Below are 17,000 nucleotides of genomic sequence, written 5' to 3'. Positions count from 1 at the left end.
CATCATGGAGGAAAAGCAGCGTGCCCATTACCTGGAACCCCGAGCTCGATACCGGCATTGACGTGATTGACCAGCAGCATCGACGCATCGTCGATTACATCAATGCCCTTGAAGCGGCCAATGCCACCGGGGATCGGGCTGCGGTCGGACGCACCCTCGACGAGCTTGTCGAATACACGATCTCGCACTTCGCTTTCGAGGAGAGCCTGCAGGAAGAAGCGGGCTACGCCTTCAGCAAGCCGCACAAGCGCGTGCATGAGTTGTTCGTGCGGCGGGTCAACGAGTATGTCGAACGCCACCGACTCGGTGACGATATCGGCGACGAGCTGTTCAAGCTGCTCGCGACCTGGCTGGTCAACCACATCAAGCGTGACGACGGCGACTACGTCGGTGCGGTGAAGGCGAGCATGATCGGCATCATCGCCGAAAAGCGCGAGCGCCAGGACAGCGGCTGGTTCCGCCGCTTCTTCCGCAAGGCGGCCTGACCTCAACTGGCCGCGGCCGGCCGTTCAGGCCGCGCGGCACTCGTTGGCGAGCGGGGTCTGGGTGCGACCGTCGAGCAACAGACCCTTCCACGGCAGATCGATCCACACCAGGCCGCTGGCGACATCCTCGAAGCGCGGCAGGCCGGAATAGGATGGGTCGCGCTCGAGCTGGTAGTGACGCCCCTTCCAGTCGAGCTGTACGCGGTGATTGATCTTGCCCTGTACTTCACGCCGCAGCGCCAGGCGGATGCCTTGCTCGCAGCGGTAGTCGCCGCTGGGCAGGGCGAACTCGAACTGACCGGTCTGGCTGGAGATGCCGCTGTCCGGTTCGACCACTACCGGTGGCTGAACGGCACAGGCAGAGACCAGAAAGGTGACGGCCAGACTGATGGGGATGGCGCGGATCATGGGCTGCGGTCCTTCGAGGCGGGTTGCGCGATTGTAGTTGGATCGTGGCGAGGAGCCGGCGTCTTTGTCCGCCCACCCCGGTAAGGATTCGTTGCAGGCGCATGCGGGCTGGGCTGCGACGCGGCACTTGCACTACCATTCGCTCATCATCATTGAAGCGCACCGTCATGCTGCGTGCGCCAGTCCGTCAGGAGAATCCATCATGAAAGCCCCCATTCTGGTCGCCATGACCGTCCTCGCCACCCTGCTTTCTGGCTGCGGCAAGGACGAGCAGACCTACAAGACCGCCGACGGACAGGTGACGGTGAAACAGGACGGCAAGGCCGTCACCTTTGAGGCCACCGGCCCGGACGGCGCGCGGATCACGGCGGCCGCGGGTGACGAGGGCGTCGCGATTCCGGCCGGCTTCCCGAAGGATGTGCCGATCCTCGATGGCGCGAAGCCGACGGCGGCGATGACGCAGGGGGCGCAGATGATGGTGCACCTGCAGGTGCCGGTCGGCCTTGCCGATGCCGCGAAGTTCTACACCGATGCGCTGAAGGGGCAGGGCTGGGACATCGAGAGCACGATGACCATGAACGAGATGGCCATGCTCACTGCGCGCAAGGACACGCGCGAATGCAGTGTCGCCGTGCTCAAGGAAGGCGACGCGGTGCTGGTGCAGCTGGTGGTTTCGCCGCAGGAGTGAGGTTTCCGGCGTGAGGCGGAAGACGCCTTGAGGATGGCCCGCTGGCCGCGCCGAAGCATCTTCGGGGCGGCCAGCGGTGCCGTGCGGATCACTTCACGGTGAGCACGCTGTCGTCCCACTTCTCGTGCTTCTGCAGCCCGAGCAGGTTGGCGACCGTCGCGGCGATGCTCGACAGGCCGGCGGTGTCGGTCTGCGCGAGGCCCAGTCTGCCGCCGCTGACGTTGTCGTAGAGGATCAGCGGCACCGGGTTCAGCGTATGCGCGGTCTTGGCCTTGAACGAGCCGTCCTTGTTCTGCGCCGGCTGCTTCGTCTTCTTGTCGAGCTCGAACATCTCGTCGGCGTTGCCGTGGTCGGCGGTGATCAGCGCCACGCCGCCGGCGGCATCGATCGCCGGCAGCAGGCGTGACAGGGCGAGGTCCACCGCCTCGATCGCCATGGTCGCGGCGCGGAAGTTACCGGTGTGGCCGACCATGTCGCCGTTGGCGTAGTTGCAGCGCAGCACCTTGTACTGGCCGGACTGCAGCGCGGCGATCATCGCGTCGGTGATCTCGGCGGCCTTCATCCACGGGCGCTGCTCGAAGGGCACGACGTCGCTCGGGACCTCCTGCCAGGTCTCGCCCTCGAACTTGTTCGAGCGGTTGCCGTTCCAGAAGTAGGTGACGTGGCCGAACTTCTGCGTCTCGGAGCAGGCGAACTGCGCCAGGCCCGACTTGCTGAACCACTCGGCCGAGGTGTCCTTGATTGCCGGCGGCGCGACGAGGAAACGCTTGGGCAACTGCAGGTCGCCGTCGTACTGCAGCATGCCGGCGTAGGTCACGCGCGGGGTGCGCACGCGGTCGAACTCGGTGAAGTGTTCCTCGACGAAGGCGCGGGTGATCTCGATCGCGCGGTCGCCGCGGAAGTTGTAGAAGACCACCGAGTCGCCGTCCTCGATGGTGCCGATCGGCTTGCCATTGTCGGCAATGACGAACTCGGGCAGATCCTGGTCGATGGTGCCGGGGTTGCGCTCGCGCAGGCCGTGCACCGCCTCGGTGGCATTCGCGAACTGCGGGCCTTCGCCCAGCACGTGGGTGTGCCAGCCGCGTTCGACCATCGGCCAGTTGGCGTCGTAGCGGTCCATCGTGATGTACTGACGGCCACCACCGGAGGCGATGCGAGCGTCGAAGCCGCCGGTGCTGATGTCCCGCAGGAAGGCTTCGAAGGGGGCGACGTACTCCAGCGCACTGGTCTCGGGCACGTCACGGCCGTCGAGCAGGGCGTGGATGCGCACGGTCTTCACGCCTTCGGCCTTGGCCTGCACGACCATCGCCTTGAGGTGGTCGATGTGGCTGTGTACGTTGCCGTCGGAGAACAGGCCGATGAAGTGGAGCACTCCCCGGCCGGCCTTGGCGCCGGCGACGATCTCCTTCCAGGCCCCGCCCTGCCAGATCGCGCCTTCGGCGATGGCGTTGGCCACCAGTGCCGCGCCCTGCGCATAGACCTGGCCGGCGCCGATCGCGTTGTGGCCGACCTCGGAGTTGCCCATGTCGTCGTCCGACGGCATCCCGACCGCGGTGCCGTGGGCACGCAGGCGGATGTTGGGGTACTGGGCGAACAGGCGGTCCAGCGTCGGCTTGCGCGCGGCGTCGATGGCGCTGCCCACGTCATGCTTCGGGATGCCGTAGCCATCCATGACGATCACGACGACAGGGCCCGGAACGCCGGCGAAGGCGGGGAATTTTTGCAGCATGGTCGCTTCCTGAAGGAAAAATTCGGTGCCGGCGAGGCGGGCACGGGGCACCGCGGCCGGCGAAACCATTATTTTCCTTCAAATCGGGGCTGCAATTACATGGGCGTTTTCAATGGGTACGATCGAGCCCGCCTTGGCCGCGCCTGCCCGCAGCGCGTTCAGCCCGCCCACAGCGGCGTCCCCGCCGCGTCGCGATAGCTCAGATAGGCGCGCAGGTCGAATTCGTACTGGTGGTACTGCGGCTCCATGTGCAGGCACAGCTGGTAGAAGGCCTTGTCGTGCTCACGCACGCGCAGGTGTGCGAGTTCATGCACGACGATCATGCGCAGGAACTCCAGCGGCACCTCACGGAACAGCGTCGACACGCGGATCTCGCGCTTGGCCTGCAGGCGGCTGCCCTGCACGCGCGAGACCGCGGTGTGGGTGCCGAGCGCGTTGCGGATGACATGAAGCTTGCTGTCGAAGCAGACCTTGCTGAGTGGCGGCGCGGCACGCATGTGCTCCGCCTTCAGTGCCTGCACGTAGTCGTAAAGGGCGCCGTCGGAACGTACGCTGTGCGCTTGCGGATAGCGCTTGCGCAGCACCTCGGCGAAGCGGCCCTGGTCGATGAGGGCGAGCACCTGTTCGCGCAGATGCGGCGGGTAGCCGGCGAGGTAGTCGGGGGCAGTCCTGGGTCGCATGGCGGTGTTTCCGGCGGAAACGGTCAGCGGATTCGCCGGCTCACTTCTTGAAATCGTCGTGGCACGATTTGCAGCTTGCGTGGACCTTGTCGTAGGCGGCCTGGACGGCCGTCTTGTCGCGCGTCTGCGCGGCCTGCGCAAGGGCGTCCGTCAGCTCGAAGAAGGCGCTGCGTTCGGCCTCGAACGCCTGCGGGCGGTCCCACACCGCGGCCTTGGCCTTGGTCGGCGGGTAGTTCGTGTCGGGGCCGAAGTGCGTCCACGGCGCATCGCGGCGGCTGACCAGTTCGGCGGCCAGGCGGGCGAACTCGTCGGGCTGGTAGCGGTTGTCGCGCAGCATCTTGCCCATCGGTTCGAAGCTGCGCAGCATGGCCTTGAAAGCATCCTGACGCTGCTTGACCGGCTGTCCGGGGCGGGTGTCTTCCACCGGGCCGCTGCAGGCGGCAAGGGCGAGCGGGATCAGCAGGGCGGGAAGGGCGAATCGTGGCATGGTGTGCTCTTGTTGGTGTCGTGGCGGGTACGGCGTACGCCGGAGGCGTCCGGTGACAATGGAGGCCATGGGCCGGGCGAAGTTCAATCGGGCGGGGCGTTCCGTTCAATTGCGCGTGGCGGTCCGGCTAGGCCGGATCGACCTCGACGCGGTTGCGGCCCTTGCGTTTGGCTTCGTACAGGGCGATGTCGGCCCTGCGGATGAGGTCGGACAGATGCGTCTCGTCGGGCCTCAGCGTCGCGACACCGAAGGACGCGGTGACCGGACGGGGCTGCGCCAGACCGGGCTGCGTGTGGGCTTCGGCAATACACTGACGCAGGGTCTCGGCGACGATCTGCGCCTTTTCGAGATCGGTGTGCGGCATCAGCACGATGAACTCCTCGCCGCCGAAGCGCGCCAGGATGTCGGTGCTGCGCAGGCGGCCGCGGATCACCTGCACCACCGCGTGCAGCACCTTGTCGCCTTCGGGGTGGCCCCATTCGTCATTGATCTTCTTGAAGAAGTCGATATCGAGCACCAGCAGCGAAACGTTTCCGCCATGGCGGCGCGTGCGCTTGAGCTCGAGGTCGGCCAGCACGTCGAACTGGCGGCGGTTGTAGGCGCCGGTGAGCGGGTCGACCGAGGCCTGTGTCTCCAGCCGCGCGGTCAGGTCCTGCAGGGCGCGCATGTTCCGCAGGTTGCGGCGCGAGGCGGCGAGCATCGCCAGCGCGCCGGCGACCAGCACCAGGTTCAGCGCAACCCATAGTGGAATGGCATCCTTCACGCCCGACCACCACAGGCTCAGCATGCGGTCGCGAGTGATCGAGGTGATGACCCACAGCTCGTGATCGGGCAGGTAGGTCCAGGTCTGCCGGCGCAGGGCCTTGTCGAAAGGCGACACGCTCTCGCGCTTGAGTATGCCCGGACTCGAACCGACCGGGGGCAGGTCAGCCGGCAGTTTGACTCTTTCTTCCATGGGGCGGTCGGTCACGATGGGCAGGCGCGTGATGACGTGGCCGTCGGTCTTGATGATACCGAGCCCCGCGCCCTCGACTGCGAGGGCCTCGGCGAGATCGCGGTTGAACACGGAGAGGTCGATGATGGCGACGATGACGCTGTCGAGGCTGCCATCAAGCGCCCGAACCGGGCGGCTCAGGCTGAAGAACCAGCGGTCCGGGTGCGCGCGTGAGGAGCGGACGGGGCCGATGTACAGCCGGCGCAGCGGGTCGTCGCGCAATGCGGTGAAGTACTCGCGGTCGGCGACTTCGGGGGGAGGTCCCTCGCCCGACCAGTGCTGGATCTGTCCGTCCCGTGAAAGCACGAGCAGGTCGAGCAGTTTCGCGTCGAGGGCGCCGAGCCGACGCAGTTCGTCGTTGAGCGCCGGCGTATCCCGCCGCCCGGCGAGGTCGCTCACCACGTATTCGTAAAGGTTCAGCGTCTGCTGTATCTGCGACAGCAGCGCCCGATGCTGCAGTGTCTGGGCCTCGTCACCGCGGACGAGCGCCTCCTTCCGTCCCTCCACGACCTGCTGGACGATCAGGCTGTTGAGGCCGGCGAGGAGGATGACGCAGACAAGGACGATTGCCCGCGGCAGCAGCAGGGAGTCGATCAGCCGGTCGTACCGGCCAGTGCGTGATCTGGACGCCACATTCAACAGGCGCGCGCTCCGCAGGGAGGGTGGGACAAGCACGCTTGGCCCTCGGGGCCGGGTGTGCCGGATGCGGCGCGAGAATACCGGAAATCGCCCCGTCGATGCGACCCGCGCGTGTTTGCGGGAGCCCCGGCCTGACGTGTAACACACCCGCGACGACGCTTGCGATAGCATCTTGCGGTAATACCTATCACGGACGACACATGAGCGCCCCCACGCTGATTGCCCTCGTTTCGCAAAAGGGCGGATCGGGCAAGACCACGGTGGCGATGCAACTGGCCGCCGGCTTGGCCCTGGCCGGCTATCGCGTCGCGCTGGCCGACCTCGACCCGCAGGAAAGCGCCTCGCGCTGGGCCGAATCCGCATCGCCCGAAAGCCCCTTCCCCGCCCAGCTGGTACGCCTGCAGGGCAAGCCCAAGGACATGGCGCGCACGCTGAAGCCCGTCGCCAACAGTGTCGACATGGTGGTGATGGACTGCCCGCCGTCGATCGAGCATCCGCACACGATGAGCGCGCTCGAGCTGTGCGATCTGGCGCTGGTGCCGGTGGTGCCCAGCCCGACCGACCTGTGGGCGACGCGCGGCATCGAGCGCCTGATCCTCGACCGTCAGCAGCAGCGCCCTGCCCTGCGCGGCGCGCTGTTGCCCAACCGCGTGATGCGCACCGCGCTTGCGGGCGATGTGCTCGACGTGCTGCAGGATTTCGAGCTGCGGGTGCTGGACGTCGCGCTGTCGCAGCGCAGTGCCTATGCCCTGAGCGCCGTGCGCGGCACGTCCGTGTTCGGGCTCGGCCGTGCTGCGGCCGCGGCCCAGGAGGAGGTCGAGCAACTGGTCTCGGCCGTACTCGGACTGATCGAGGGATGATTCATGGTTACGACGAAGAACACCCAGTCGCGTCTGCGTGAAGCGCTCAAGCAGGAGGACAGTGCGCTGGCCGACCGCCTGCCGGCACCGGCCAGGGCCTCCGCTTCCAGGTCCGCAGGCCGCAAGGCACCGGCGGCAGCCGCGAAGCCTATCGCAACGACTCGTGCGGCGCCAAAGGCGGCACCGGGAGTAGCGGCGAAGGCTGCAGCACAGCCTGCCAAAGCCCCGCCCGCCGTGCCTGATGACGAAACTCCGCCGGCCAAGGCGGTGAGGGCAGAGGGCGGCAAGAGGGCGAAGGCCGAGAAGGAAAGGCACGACAAGGATAGGCACGGGAAGGTCGCGCGCGATTCGTTCTCGATGCCGGCCAGCGAGCACAAGCGCATCAAGGCGCTGCGCGATGCGCTGGCGCAGGCGGGCTGCGAGGCGAGCAAGTCCGAGGTGCTGCGTGCCGGCGTGGCGCTGCTGGCCAGTCGCGGGCTGGGGGAGATCATCAACCTCGTTGGCGAGTTGCCCAAGGTGCCCAAGGGCAAGCGCGGCAAGAAGCGTTGAGCCCTGCTGCGGGGTGATCGCCGCCCCGTGTGGCACGGCGGGCCGCATTGCGGCACACCTGCGGGCCGGGCAGCAGGCATGCGGGGCCTTCGGGCGCCGGCTCGATCGCCGGTTGTGTCGTGTCGCCGTCCAGCATGCCTTCGATCTCGACCACGGCGCGGCTGTCGGTCGGCTTGAGGCGGAAACCCATGCGCCGTGCCAGCGCGATCATCGACCGGTTGGTGGCGAGTACCCGCCCGTACATGCGTACAAGGCCGCGCCGTCTTGCGCTGTCGACCAGTGCCGCGACCAATCGGCGCGCAATGCCGTGCCCCTGCCACTCGTCGCCCACGACCAGGGCGAACTCGCAACTGCGACCGTCGGCATCGAGGCAGTAGCGGCCGGATGCCACCTCCTGCTCGTCACCCTCGAGTGCCGCGAGCACGATGAACTCGACGCATTCCGTGGGGTTGGGCGAGCAGATGCAGCGCGCTTCGGCCTCCTCGAGGCGGAAGTCGCCGCGCCCGAAGCGGAAGTAGCGCGTGCCGTAGGAGAGGGAGGCGACGAAGCGGAGGGTGCGCTCGACGTCTTCCGGACGCACCGGGCGCAACGTCAGCGCGGTGCCGTCGGCGGTCCGCCAGGCATTGAATGGACGACCTTGCGGGAGGACTGGCGCCGGAACCGGGTGCGCAAGCATGGGCGTTGGCCGTGTGCAGGAAAAACCTGCACATCATGCCGCGCGATTGTTTCCGGATGATGACAGCGGGCGGCTGTGCCGGCTCAGCGCGACTGCCAGGCGGTGATCAGCGCGTCGCGGTGGGCGGCGATCTCGGCGACCTCGACACCGAGCACCGGCCCGGAGATGGTCTGGCCCGAGAAGGTGGCGTTGAGGGTGGCGCCGGCGCGATCGACACGGATCGGCACGAGCCCCTGGTTGGACTGCAGGCGCTGCTGGCGATCCTTTTCGGCGACGATGACGCCGCCATTGGCGAGGTTCAGCGTGGCTGCCAGTTCGGCAGTGGCGCCCGAGCTGAGTCGCGCGATCACGGTGCATTCCACGGTGCGCAGCTCGGACACCATCGCCAGCGCCTTGCGTCGCAGCAGGCGGCGGGTCTCGTCTTCCGAGTTCGGTGTCTTGCCCGCCATCGACTTTGCGAGCGTGTCGAGTTCGGCGTCCGTCAGGTGCGGCGCGGCCGTGACCAGCAGTCCGCGCGGGATGGCCTGCATGCCGAGCTTTGCAGCGTCCAGATGGTAGTGGTGACGCACCAGGGCGATCCCGCTCTTGCCGAGCTGCTTGGCGGATACCGTGGGCATCCCCTGCACCACGGTCGACCCCAGCGCGGCGTGCAGGGCCTTCAGCAGGGCATCGTGCTCCAGCGCCAGCAGGGCGGGAGGAACCTGGAGATCGAAATCGAAGGAGATGCGGGCTTTGACGTTGGCACTGGACATCGCGCGGCGCTCGGGAACGTGGGCTTCACGCATCTTGCGGCCATCGTGCCGTTGGCGCTTGCCGAATACGGCACGGAGTGCGCAAGAATCCCTGCAGCCTTTGGCCGCTCAGCGCAGCACGAAGTCGGCGTCGGGTTGCGGCGCCGGCGGTGGCGTCTCGCCCAGCATTTCGCGCAGGCTGGCGTCGATGCCGGCGACGATGGCGTTGAGGGCCAGGTCGTTGGGCATGGTGCCGAAGGGTTCCTCGATCTCGTCGCTGAGGGCTTCGAGCGCGAAGAAGGTGTAGGACACGAAGGCCACGACCAGCGGTGTCATCATCCCGATCGAATCGACCAGGCCGAAGGGCAGCAGCATGCAGTAGAAGTAGGAACTGCGATGCAGGATTACCGAGTAGGTGAAAGGGAGCGGGGTGTTGGCAATGCGCTCGCAGCCGCCCAGCGCGGCGGACAGGTCGTCCAGCCCGGCTTCCATATGCTGGGCAAGGATCGGTGAAAGCTGGCCGGCCTCGCGTCGTTCCGCAAGCCACTGGCCCAGCCACACCAGGATCAGGGTCGGGGCCGAACGTGCGTCGGCCAGGCGCGAACGGACCTCATCGGGCAGCAGGCCCTCGAGCCCGTTGTCGTTGGGCTGCCGGCGAAGCTGGTTGCGCATCGCGGTGGCGAAGGCCACCAGGCCGAGGACGAAGGCGCGTGACTGGTCGCCGAAGGTGTTGAGTGTCAGTGCCTGCCGCGCGAGGTTGCGGGTGGCGATCAGCACGCTGCCCCACAGCTTGCGCGCCTCCCAGTAGCGGTCGTAGCTGGCGTTGATGCGAAACCCGAGGAAGATCGCCAGCGCCACGCCCATCAGCGAGAAGGGGGCGGCGGTCAGCGTGACCTTCCAGTGGAACAGTTCGCCGTGCACCACGAAGACCGCGCACGACAACAGGAAGACGAAGAGTTGCTGCCAGAAGATGCGGTGAATCAGCGAGCCGCGACGGACGAACAGCAGGTGGATCCAGTGCGGACGGGGACGAACGATCACGGTGAGGGGTGGGGCAAACGGGCAAAGCGGGATTCTGGCAGGTTTTCGCGCCCCTGAAGGGCCTCGTGTGCTGCCGATGCGCGGCTGGCTTCCCAGGCGACCATGGCCGCCTTGCGTTCGCTGCCCCAGCGATACTCGCCGATGTCGCCGCCTTCGCGCAGCACACGGTGGCAGGGGATGAGGAAGCCGATGGCGTTGGCCGCCAGGGCGCTGCCGACGGCGCGTGCGGCACGCGGGCTGCCCGCCTGGCGGGCGAGCTGCCCGTAGCTCAGGACCTGGCCGGGTTCGATACGCAGCAGGGCCTCCCAGACCTTTATCTGGAAATTCGTGCCGCGCAACACCAGATGAATGCGGCCCTGTGTGAGCGTGCGTGGAAAGATCCGCTGCGCCAGCGCGTCGGCCTGCACCGGGTCATGCACGAGCGTGGCCGCGGGCCAGCGCGACCGCAGTGCGTCGAGCAGGCGGGGGTCGGCCGCGGCGCCGAAGGCGAAATGGCACACGCCGCGCGGCGTCCATGCGAGCAGCGCATCGCCGAACGGCGTGGGGGCGAAGCCGTAGCCGATGTCGATGCCGCGGCCGGCGGCGCGGATCTCGCCCGGCGTCATCGCCTCGCAGCTCACCATCAGGTCGTGCAGGCGGCTGGTGCTGCTGAGGCCGGCGGCCTCGGCCACGGTCAGCGTGTCGGCTGCGGCGAGCCGGCCGCGGGCGTACTCCTTGGTCAGGAACTGCAGGAAGCGCTTGGGTGAGATCCCCGCCCATTCGGCGAAGACGCGCTGCAGGTGTTGCGGACTGAGATGCACCGCCGCCGCGACTTCTTCAAGTGTGGGTTGTGCGCGGGCGTGCGCCCGGATGAAGGCGATGGCCTTGGCGACGCGTGCATAGTGACGCGAGGCGTCTTCGACAGGTGGCATGGTCGGCGGTACTCCGGATGGCTGCGCCAGCGTGTGCCTGCAGTATGTCAGCCTGTTGCGGGCGATCAATCCGATTCTTGCGGACCCGAGGATAGAATGGGGACGTAACGCCCATCGACGCAGGGCCGATACCGGATGCATGCGGGTGCGCGATGCAGTGCGCACGGCCCCCGGGGCTCTTCGGACGGAGGCTGGAGATGAAGGCCACTCTCAGAGGTTTAGCCGCCACGGCGGGCAGGTGCGCCCTGCTTGCCCTTGGCGTGGGGTGTGCGGCGGCACACGCGCAGTCCGCGGCGCAGCTCCAGGAACAACTGCGCCAGCTGCAGCAACAGATGGAGGGCGCGGGCCTGCAGCAGTATCGCGACGCGATGCGTCAGCTCGACGAGGCCAACCGCGCGGCGGGGGCGGTGACCGGCACGCGTCCCGCATCCATCCAGCCTGCGGCCACGCCCGATGCCGAGATGGCGCGCCGGCGCGACATCATCAACAGCCAGTATCGCCAGGCGCGGGCCATGCTGGGCAGTCTCCCGGCCGGTTCGGACGGGCCGCAGATCGTCGAAGCCGTGGCCGTCGAGGGGCAGGTGGTGGTGGAGGGCGGTGCGCGCGAGCAGTTCTACAACCAGCTCAAGACGGACCTGCAGTACACCATCAGTGAGGCCTTCGTCGGCAACCTCATGGTGCTGCACAGCTACGATCCGCGCAGCGGCCGCTTCCTGGAGCAGAAGGACTACGAGCTCGAATCGCTGTCGACGGAGATCCGGGTGCCGACGGTGATGGGCAAGCAATGCACGCGCTGGAGTTCGGGTTCGCCGCAGGTGTGCACGCGCTGGGCCAGTTTCTTCAGCCACGAGGTCGATGAGGGCGAACGCTACCCGGCTTTCTCGGCCGAGGTGGTGAATGCGAGCACGCTGGACGAGGGGCGGATCGAGATCGAGGCCAGCGCCGCCCGGATTGACTTTCCCGGCAATGACCACGTGACCCGCCTGACGAGCGGATGTACCGACGCGCGCTGGACACTCAGCCGGGTGGAGTTCGAGACCCTGTTCGAGCGCGGCGAAATCGTGCTGCGCCAGGAGATCGGCCGGTCGGAAGGCCCCGCACCCGGCTGTCGGGCGGGCTCCACCCTGACGCTGTATCTGCGGCTCGCCGGAAAGGCGCCGCCGACGGCGGTGTGCGAGCAGGCGCCGGACGTGCGCATCCAGATCGTCAAGCCCGAGCAGCAGAGCCGCCACGTTTTCAGCGACGAGTACGCGCTGCCGGAGCACTCGAACCGGCTGGCGCTGGAGCTGGAGGCGCGGGTGGAGCCGGCGCGCCTCGCCGATTCGATCGAATGGATCGTGCCCGAGATGCCGGGCTCGACGCGCAGCACCGTGCCGGCATCGGCCTCCCTAACGCCGCGCGGCGCCCGGTTGCAGGTGATCTATCAAGGCCTGCCGGAGGACTACAAGGCCTTCGGCCCCAAGACCGTCACGGCGCGCGTGCAGGTGGGCGCCTGCAGCGTGGAGGACAGTCGCGAGGTGAAGCTCTTCTACCCGCGCGACGCCATGAACAACCCCGAAGGCAAGTACCGCAACTGGTTCTATTACTGGCGGCAGACGCCTGCGGCCTTGCCGATGGGACAGAACGTGCGGCTGGAGTTCGGTGGCACCGCGTTCGACCTGTGCGCCGGTGAACACGTCATGGCCATCTACAAGCCGGACCACCTGTACAAGGCCATCCACATCTGCGACTTAACGGCGAAGCTCGACCGCCAGTTCGCACTGACCGTACCGCGCGTCAGCCGCGGGGATCGCTCAACGCTGGAGACCTACCAGCTTTTCACCTTCACCCACATCGACACCTTCGCGGTCATCGTCCTGCACGAGTTCGCCCACTTCAACCACCACCATACCTGGTGGAGCGGCAAGTCCGACGAGCAACGGGCGCGTGAGGATGTCGACGGCGACGGTGTCCCGGACCGGCTCGAGCACGAGATGGGTTTCGTCGTGCCGAAGTTCCAGACCTTCTGGGGCGATCACGAGGATTTCAGGAACATCAACGGCGACGAGGAGTTCCTGGCGTACGAGACCGCGTATGACTACCCGGTGGGCAAGTTCGACGAGTACGACTGGGGCAAGCCGGGTAAGAACTGGATGGACGACTAGGGCGCCGGGCCGCGTGACCGCAGCCCGGCGTTGGCGCAGGCGGAGCCGGGATCGGCCGGCCTTGCGCCTGCGCTCAGGCTCAGAAGGCGCTGAACGGGTAGTCGACGAAGATGCGGACTTCGTTGCCCGAGGTGTTGTAGTCGCGGGCGTTGTCGGAGACGCGCAATGCCGATGCGCGCAGGCGGACATTCAGGTCCTTGGCCGCGCCGCTCTGCACGGTGTACGACAGCTGGTTGAAGAACTCGCGTTCCTTGCCGTTGCGGGTGGTGCCGGCATCGATGTCGCTGCCGCGCACGTAGGCGACGCGATAGCTCAGGCCCGGGAAGCCGTACTGGGCGAAGTCGACCGCGTAGCTGAGCTGCCAGGAGCGCTCGTCCTTGCCGTTGAAGTCGGACCAGTAGGAGTTGGCCAGCCAGATCGAGCCGCCGCCGTCGCCGATGCCGCCGGCGTTCTGGTAGAAGCCGTAGTCGTAGCCAACGTCGCCGCTGCTGCGCTGATAGGCCAGCGTGAAGGCGTGCGGGCCGGTGGCGTAGGTCGCGGCCAGGCTCCAGATGCGGTTCTTGCTTTCGTTCGCGTCGAATTCCTCGTCGTACTTCGTGCGGTAGCCGTTGAAGTCGAAGGTCAGCGAGTTGCTGGCGATCGGCATCGTGTAGTTCAGGTTCAGGTACTGGCGCTTGAGCACGTCCTCGACGTCGGAGGCGTACACCGAGGCGCTCAGCGCGTCGTTGAACTTGTAGCTGCCGCCGATCACGTCAATGCTCTTCAGCCCGCCACTGTCACGGCCCTCGTCGCTCTTGCGCGACTGGGCGTGGAAGGTGCCGGCGGTCAGCTCGAGGCCGTCGATCTCGGACGAGGTGATCATGGTGCCGGTGTAGCTTTCCGGCAGCAGGCGCGAGTTGTCGTGGTTGAGCACCGGCAGCGACGGGCGCAGGTCGCCGTAGGCGAGCACGGTGTTGGACAGGCGCAGCTTGATCGAGGCGCCGCCCTTGGCGAGGTCGTCATCCACTTCGCCGGTCGTCGGATTCTGGTAGAAGAAGTCGATACCGCCCGCGCCGGCCCGGCCGCGGCCACCATCCAGGCGCACCGCGTAGGCGGCGAAGGCGTCGATGCCGACGCCGATCGTGCCCTGCGTGAAGCCGGAGCTGAAGTTGGCGATGGCGCCCTGGCCCCATTCGGCCTTGTCCTGCCGGCCCTGCTTGTAGTCACGGCTGATGTAGGCGTTGCGCAGCAGCACGTCGAGCGAGCTGTCCTCGACGAAACCCTTGGCATCGGCCTGCCCGGCGGCCAGCGCCGGGCTTGCGCTTGCCAGTCCCAATACGATCAAAGCGGCGAGCTTGTTCGACATGTTGTGTGGTCCTGTAGGTTGATTGTTTTCTGATCGGGCGCGCCTTGCGTGGCGCGTGCGGCGCGGATTCTCGCACTCCTCGGCAGCGGTTGCAGGACGGTGTGGCGGGATTGCATCACTTTGTGTCGGCCGCCCCCGGAGCGCGCGCCCGGACTGGGCCGTCGGGTTGGCGCGCGAACTCGACGCGCGAATGCCGGTCCAGTGGAAACGTGGTGGGGCACCATCCCGCCACCCCTGCGGAGGCCCCCTGCCCTTGAAGACCTGGCTGCAGCGCCTGTTCGATGTCCGCCGCGACGAAGCGCTGCCGGTCTGCCTGGCGGTGCTGTTCTTCTTCTGCGTGCTGGTGGCGCTGATGATCCTGCGTCCGGCGCGCGAGGCGCTCGGCCTGCGTGGTGGTATCGATGCGGTGCGCTGGCTGTTCATGGGTACCGCCGTGGTGGCGCTGCTGGTCAATCCGCTGTTCGGCTGGCTGGTGAGCCGCTTGCCGCGGCTGCAGTTCATCTCCGCGACCTACGCCTTCTTCGCCTGCAGCCTGGTGGGTTTCTTCCTGCTGCTGGTGCTGGCGCCCGAGGCGGTGGGCGTGGTCAGCGGCCAGGTGTTCTACGTGTGGTTCAGTGTCTTCAACCTGTTCGCGACGATGGTGTTCTGGGCGCTGATGGCGGACCGCTTCACGCTCGAGCAGGGCAAGCGCTTCTTCGGCCTGATCGCGGTCGGCGGCACGCTGGGGGCGATCGCCGGGCCGTGGCTGGCCTCGCAGTTGGCCGCCCCGCTGGGTACGCCGGCCTTGCTGCTGATCTCGGCCGGCTTCCTCACGGCCGGTCTGGGGGCGGCATGGGGCATCGCGCGCGTCCGGCCGTTGCCCCCTGCCGCGGCGCAGGGCGATATGGCGACCACGGTAGATGCGCATGCGCCCATCGGCGGCAGCGCCTGGGCGGGTGCGCGGGCGGTGTTTGGCTCGCGCTACCTGCTCGGTATGGCGGCCTACGTGGTGATTCTCGCGGTGATGGCGACCTTCCTCTATTTCACCCGGCTGCAGATGGTGGCCGAGCTGGGCGACGACCTCGACCTGCGCACCACGATGTTCGCGCGCATCGACCTGATCACGCAGGTCGCCACCTTGCTGCTGCAGGCGCTGGTGGCCGGCCGGCTGATGCAGTGGGTGGGGGTACCGGTGACGCTCGCCCTGCTGCCACTGACCACCGCGCTCGGCTTCGTCGGCCTGGCGATGGTCGGCTCGCTGGCGGCGCTGATCGCCTTCGAGGCGAGCTTCCGCGCGGTGCAGCGGGCGCTGATGCGACCGGCGCGCGAGACGCTGTTCACCGTGCTGCGCCGCGAGGAAAAGTACAAGGCGAAGGCCTTCATCGACACCTTCATCTATCGCGGCGGCGACGTGATCGGCGCGCAGCTCGAAGGCCTGCTCGGGCGGCTGGGCATGGGGCTGGCTGCGCTGGCCAGTGTCGCCGTGCCGCTGGCGCTGATGTGGGCCGTGCTGGCGCTGTGGCTGGGGCGCACCCAGCAGAACATGGCCGCCGCCGTGGCCGATTCGCCCGCCGCAGGAAGGGCGGACCGGGCGCGGACCGCCTTGCCGCGGTCCTCACCGTGAAGCCTCGGAACCAGATCCTATTGGAGGAACCCGACATGATCTCCCGCCGTGATTACCTGAAGCTGTGCGTCGCCACCGGCGTCGCGCTCGGCATGAAGAGCGTCCCGTCGCTGGCCGCGGATGCGGACAGGAAGCTGGAACTCATTACCCGCGCCATTCCTGGGTCCGGCGAGCGCCTGCCCGCAGTGGGCCTGGGCAGCTCGGCCACCTTTGCCGAGGTGGCGCGCAGCGAGGATGTCGCAGCCGTGCGCGAGGTGCTGCAGGCGCTGATCGAGCATGGCGGGCGGGTGTTCGACACCGCGCCGTCCTACGGTGCGTCGGAGGCGGTGGCGGGGCGCGTTGCCGCCGATCTCGGCATCACCGACAAGGTGTTCTGGGCGACCAAGCTCAACGTGGCGGGCTGGGGTGGCGGGCGGGCCGACGCCGCGGCGGCGCGGGCGCAACTCGAGACCTCGTTCCAGCGCGTGGGCAAGCCGGTGCTCGACCTGATCCAGGTGCACAACCTCGGCGATGTGCCAACCCAGCTTGGCCTGCTCAAGGACCTGCGTGCCGACAAGCGGGTGCGCTACATCGGGGTCACCACGACCTTCCCGCGCCAGTATGCGGAGCTGGAGCAGATCCTCGCCCGCGAGCCGATCGACTTCATCGGCATCGACTACGCGATCGACAATCGTACGATGGAGGAACGCATCCTGCCGCTTGCGCAGGACCGCGGCGTGGGTGTGCTGGTCTATGCGCCCTTCGGCCGCACGCGGCTGTGGGAGCGCGTGCGCGGCCAGGCGGTGCCCGAGTGGGCAGCGGAGTTCGATGCGCACTCGTGGGCACAGTTCTTCCTCAAGTTCGTGCTGTCGCATCCGGCCGTGACTGCAGCCACGCCGGCGACCAGCAAGGCGCGCCACATGATAGACAACCTGGGCGGCGCGCTGGGTGCGCTGCCGGATGCGGACATGCGGCGGCGGATGATTGCGCTGGTCGAAGGTCTCTGAAGTCTGCCCCGCAACATCCTGTATTTCGTGATAAATGCCTGCAG

17 protein-coding genes are annotated in these 17,000 nt (G+C 67.6%); 7 read left to right on the top strand and 10 right to left on the bottom strand.

Features of this window, described 5'->3' with window-relative positions; genetic code table 11:
* Positions 1-20 precede the first annotated feature (20 nt).
* Complete coding sequence (locus CGK74_RS04765) at positions 21-485, top strand: bacteriohemerythrin (RefSeq protein ID WP_094267320.1); 465 nt, start codon at positions 21-23, stop codon at positions 483-485.
* Positions 486-509: 24 nt separating this feature from the next.
* Here CGK74_RS04765 and CGK74_RS04760 read toward each other — a convergent pair whose 3' ends face one another.
* Positions 510-893 (bottom strand): hypothetical protein, encoded by a 384-nt coding sequence (locus CGK74_RS04760; protein ID WP_094267319.1) that lies wholly within the window; start codon positions 891-893, stop codon positions 510-512.
* A gap of 202 nt (positions 894-1,095) precedes the next feature.
* Between CGK74_RS04760 and CGK74_RS04755 the strand changes: the two genes are divergently transcribed.
* Positions 1,096-1,581 carry a hypothetical protein gene (locus tag CGK74_RS04755; protein ID WP_094267318.1) on the top strand — a complete coding sequence of 162 codons (486 nt, stop codon included), beginning with the start codon at positions 1,096-1,098 and terminating at the stop codon, positions 1,579-1,581.
* Between the two features lie 88 nt (positions 1,582-1,669).
* Here the strand turns inward: CGK74_RS04755 and gpmI are convergent, their stop codons facing one another.
* The 4 genes from gpmI to CGK74_RS04735 all read right to left on the bottom strand — a co-directional run bounded on the left by gpmI (position 1,670) and on the right by CGK74_RS04735 (position 6,104).
* Positions 1,670-3,310 carry a 2,3-bisphosphoglycerate-independent phosphoglycerate mutase gene (gene gpmI / locus CGK74_RS04750; RefSeq protein WP_094267451.1) on the bottom strand — a complete coding sequence of 547 codons (1,641 nt, stop codon included), beginning with the start codon at positions 3,308-3,310 and terminating at the stop codon, positions 1,670-1,672.
* A gap of 158 nt (positions 3,311-3,468) precedes the next feature.
* Positions 3,469-3,990 (bottom strand): YgjP-like metallopeptidase domain-containing protein, encoded by a 522-nt coding sequence (locus CGK74_RS04745; protein ID WP_094267317.1) that lies wholly within the window; start codon positions 3,988-3,990, stop codon positions 3,469-3,471.
* A 40-nt stretch (positions 3,991-4,030) separates the two neighbouring features.
* On the bottom strand, positions 4,031-4,477 hold the full coding sequence (locus CGK74_RS04740) for a c-type cytochrome (protein WP_094267316.1): 447 nt from the start codon (positions 4,475-4,477) through the stop codon (positions 4,031-4,033).
* Positions 4,478-4,604: 127 nt separating this feature from the next.
* Entirely contained in the window at positions 4,605-6,104 is a 1,500-nt protein-coding gene (locus tag CGK74_RS04735) for a sensor domain-containing diguanylate cyclase (protein WP_240498627.1), read from the bottom strand.
* A gap of 206 nt (positions 6,105-6,310) precedes the next feature.
* Between CGK74_RS04735 and parA the strand changes: the two genes are divergently transcribed.
* Together parA and CGK74_RS04725 are read left to right on the top strand one after the other, a co-directional pair.
* The gene (gene parA, locus CGK74_RS04730; RefSeq protein ID WP_094267314.1) at positions 6,311-6,970 is read left to right on the top strand and encodes a ParA family partition ATPase; all 660 of its coding nucleotides are present in this window, start codon (positions 6,311-6,313) and stop codon (positions 6,968-6,970) included.
* Positions 6,971-6,973: 3 nt separating this feature from the next.
* Complete coding sequence (locus CGK74_RS04725; protein WP_094267313.1) at positions 6,974-7,519, top strand: hypothetical protein; 546 nt, start codon at positions 6,974-6,976, stop codon at positions 7,517-7,519.
* On the opposite strand, the gene CGK74_RS04720 is transcribed toward CGK74_RS04725, so the two are convergent.
* The 4 genes from CGK74_RS04720 to CGK74_RS04705 form a co-directional block, all read right to left on the bottom strand.
* Complete coding sequence (locus CGK74_RS04720) at positions 7,461-8,195, bottom strand: GNAT family N-acetyltransferase (RefSeq protein ID WP_094267312.1); 735 nt, start codon at positions 8,193-8,195, stop codon at positions 7,461-7,463. The two genes, CGK74_RS04725 and CGK74_RS04720, sit on opposite strands and share 59 nt — an antisense overlap.
* A gap of 83 nt (positions 8,196-8,278) precedes the next feature.
* A complete protein-coding gene (locus CGK74_RS04715) occupies positions 8,279-8,980 on the bottom strand; it encodes a hypothetical protein (protein ID WP_240498613.1) in 702 nt (233 codons plus the stop codon).
* Between the two features lie 75 nt (positions 8,981-9,055).
* A complete protein-coding gene (locus tag CGK74_RS04710; RefSeq protein ID WP_094267311.1) occupies positions 9,056-9,967 on the bottom strand; it encodes a bestrophin family protein in 912 nt (303 codons plus the stop codon).
* Positions 9,964-10,878: a methylated-DNA--[protein]-cysteine S-methyltransferase gene (locus CGK74_RS04705; protein ID WP_094267310.1), complete on the bottom strand. Its 915-nt coding sequence runs from the start codon at positions 10,876-10,878 to the stop codon at positions 9,964-9,966. Before CGK74_RS04705 ends, CGK74_RS04710 begins: the two co-directional genes overlap by 4 nt.
* Positions 10,879-11,075: 197 nt before the next feature.
* Between CGK74_RS04705 and CGK74_RS04700 the strand changes: the two genes are divergently transcribed.
* Positions 11,076-13,022, top strand: a complete 1,947-nt coding sequence (locus CGK74_RS04700; RefSeq protein ID WP_133091775.1) for a hypothetical protein — start codon at positions 11,076-11,078, stop codon at positions 13,020-13,022.
* 79 nt (positions 13,023-13,101) lie between these two features.
* Here CGK74_RS04700 and CGK74_RS04695 read toward each other — a convergent pair whose 3' ends face one another.
* Positions 13,102-14,367, bottom strand: coding sequence for an OprD family outer membrane porin (locus tag CGK74_RS04695; protein WP_094267308.1), 1,266 nt, complete (start codon positions 14,365-14,367; stop codon positions 13,102-13,104).
* A 253-nt stretch (positions 14,368-14,620) separates the two neighbouring features.
* Here CGK74_RS04695 and CGK74_RS04690 point away from each other — a divergent pair, with 253 nt between their 5' ends.
* Together CGK74_RS04690 and CGK74_RS04685 are read left to right on the top strand one after the other, a co-directional pair.
* Positions 14,621-15,970, top strand: coding sequence for an NTP/NDP exchange transporter (locus tag CGK74_RS04690; RefSeq protein WP_206186177.1), 1,350 nt, complete (start codon positions 14,621-14,623; stop codon positions 15,968-15,970).
* Positions 15,971-16,005: 35 nt separating this feature from the next.
* Positions 16,006-16,956: an aldo/keto reductase gene (locus CGK74_RS04685; protein ID WP_094267307.1), complete on the top strand. Its 951-nt coding sequence runs from the start codon at positions 16,006-16,008 to the stop codon at positions 16,954-16,956.
* Positions 16,957-17,000 lie beyond the last annotated feature (44 nt).

The organism is Thauera propionica (assembly GCF_002245655.1).
Classification (GTDB): Bacteria; Pseudomonadota; Gammaproteobacteria; order Burkholderiales; family Rhodocyclaceae; genus Thauera; species Thauera propionica.
This window is presented reverse-complemented; position numbering and strand designations above follow the sequence as displayed.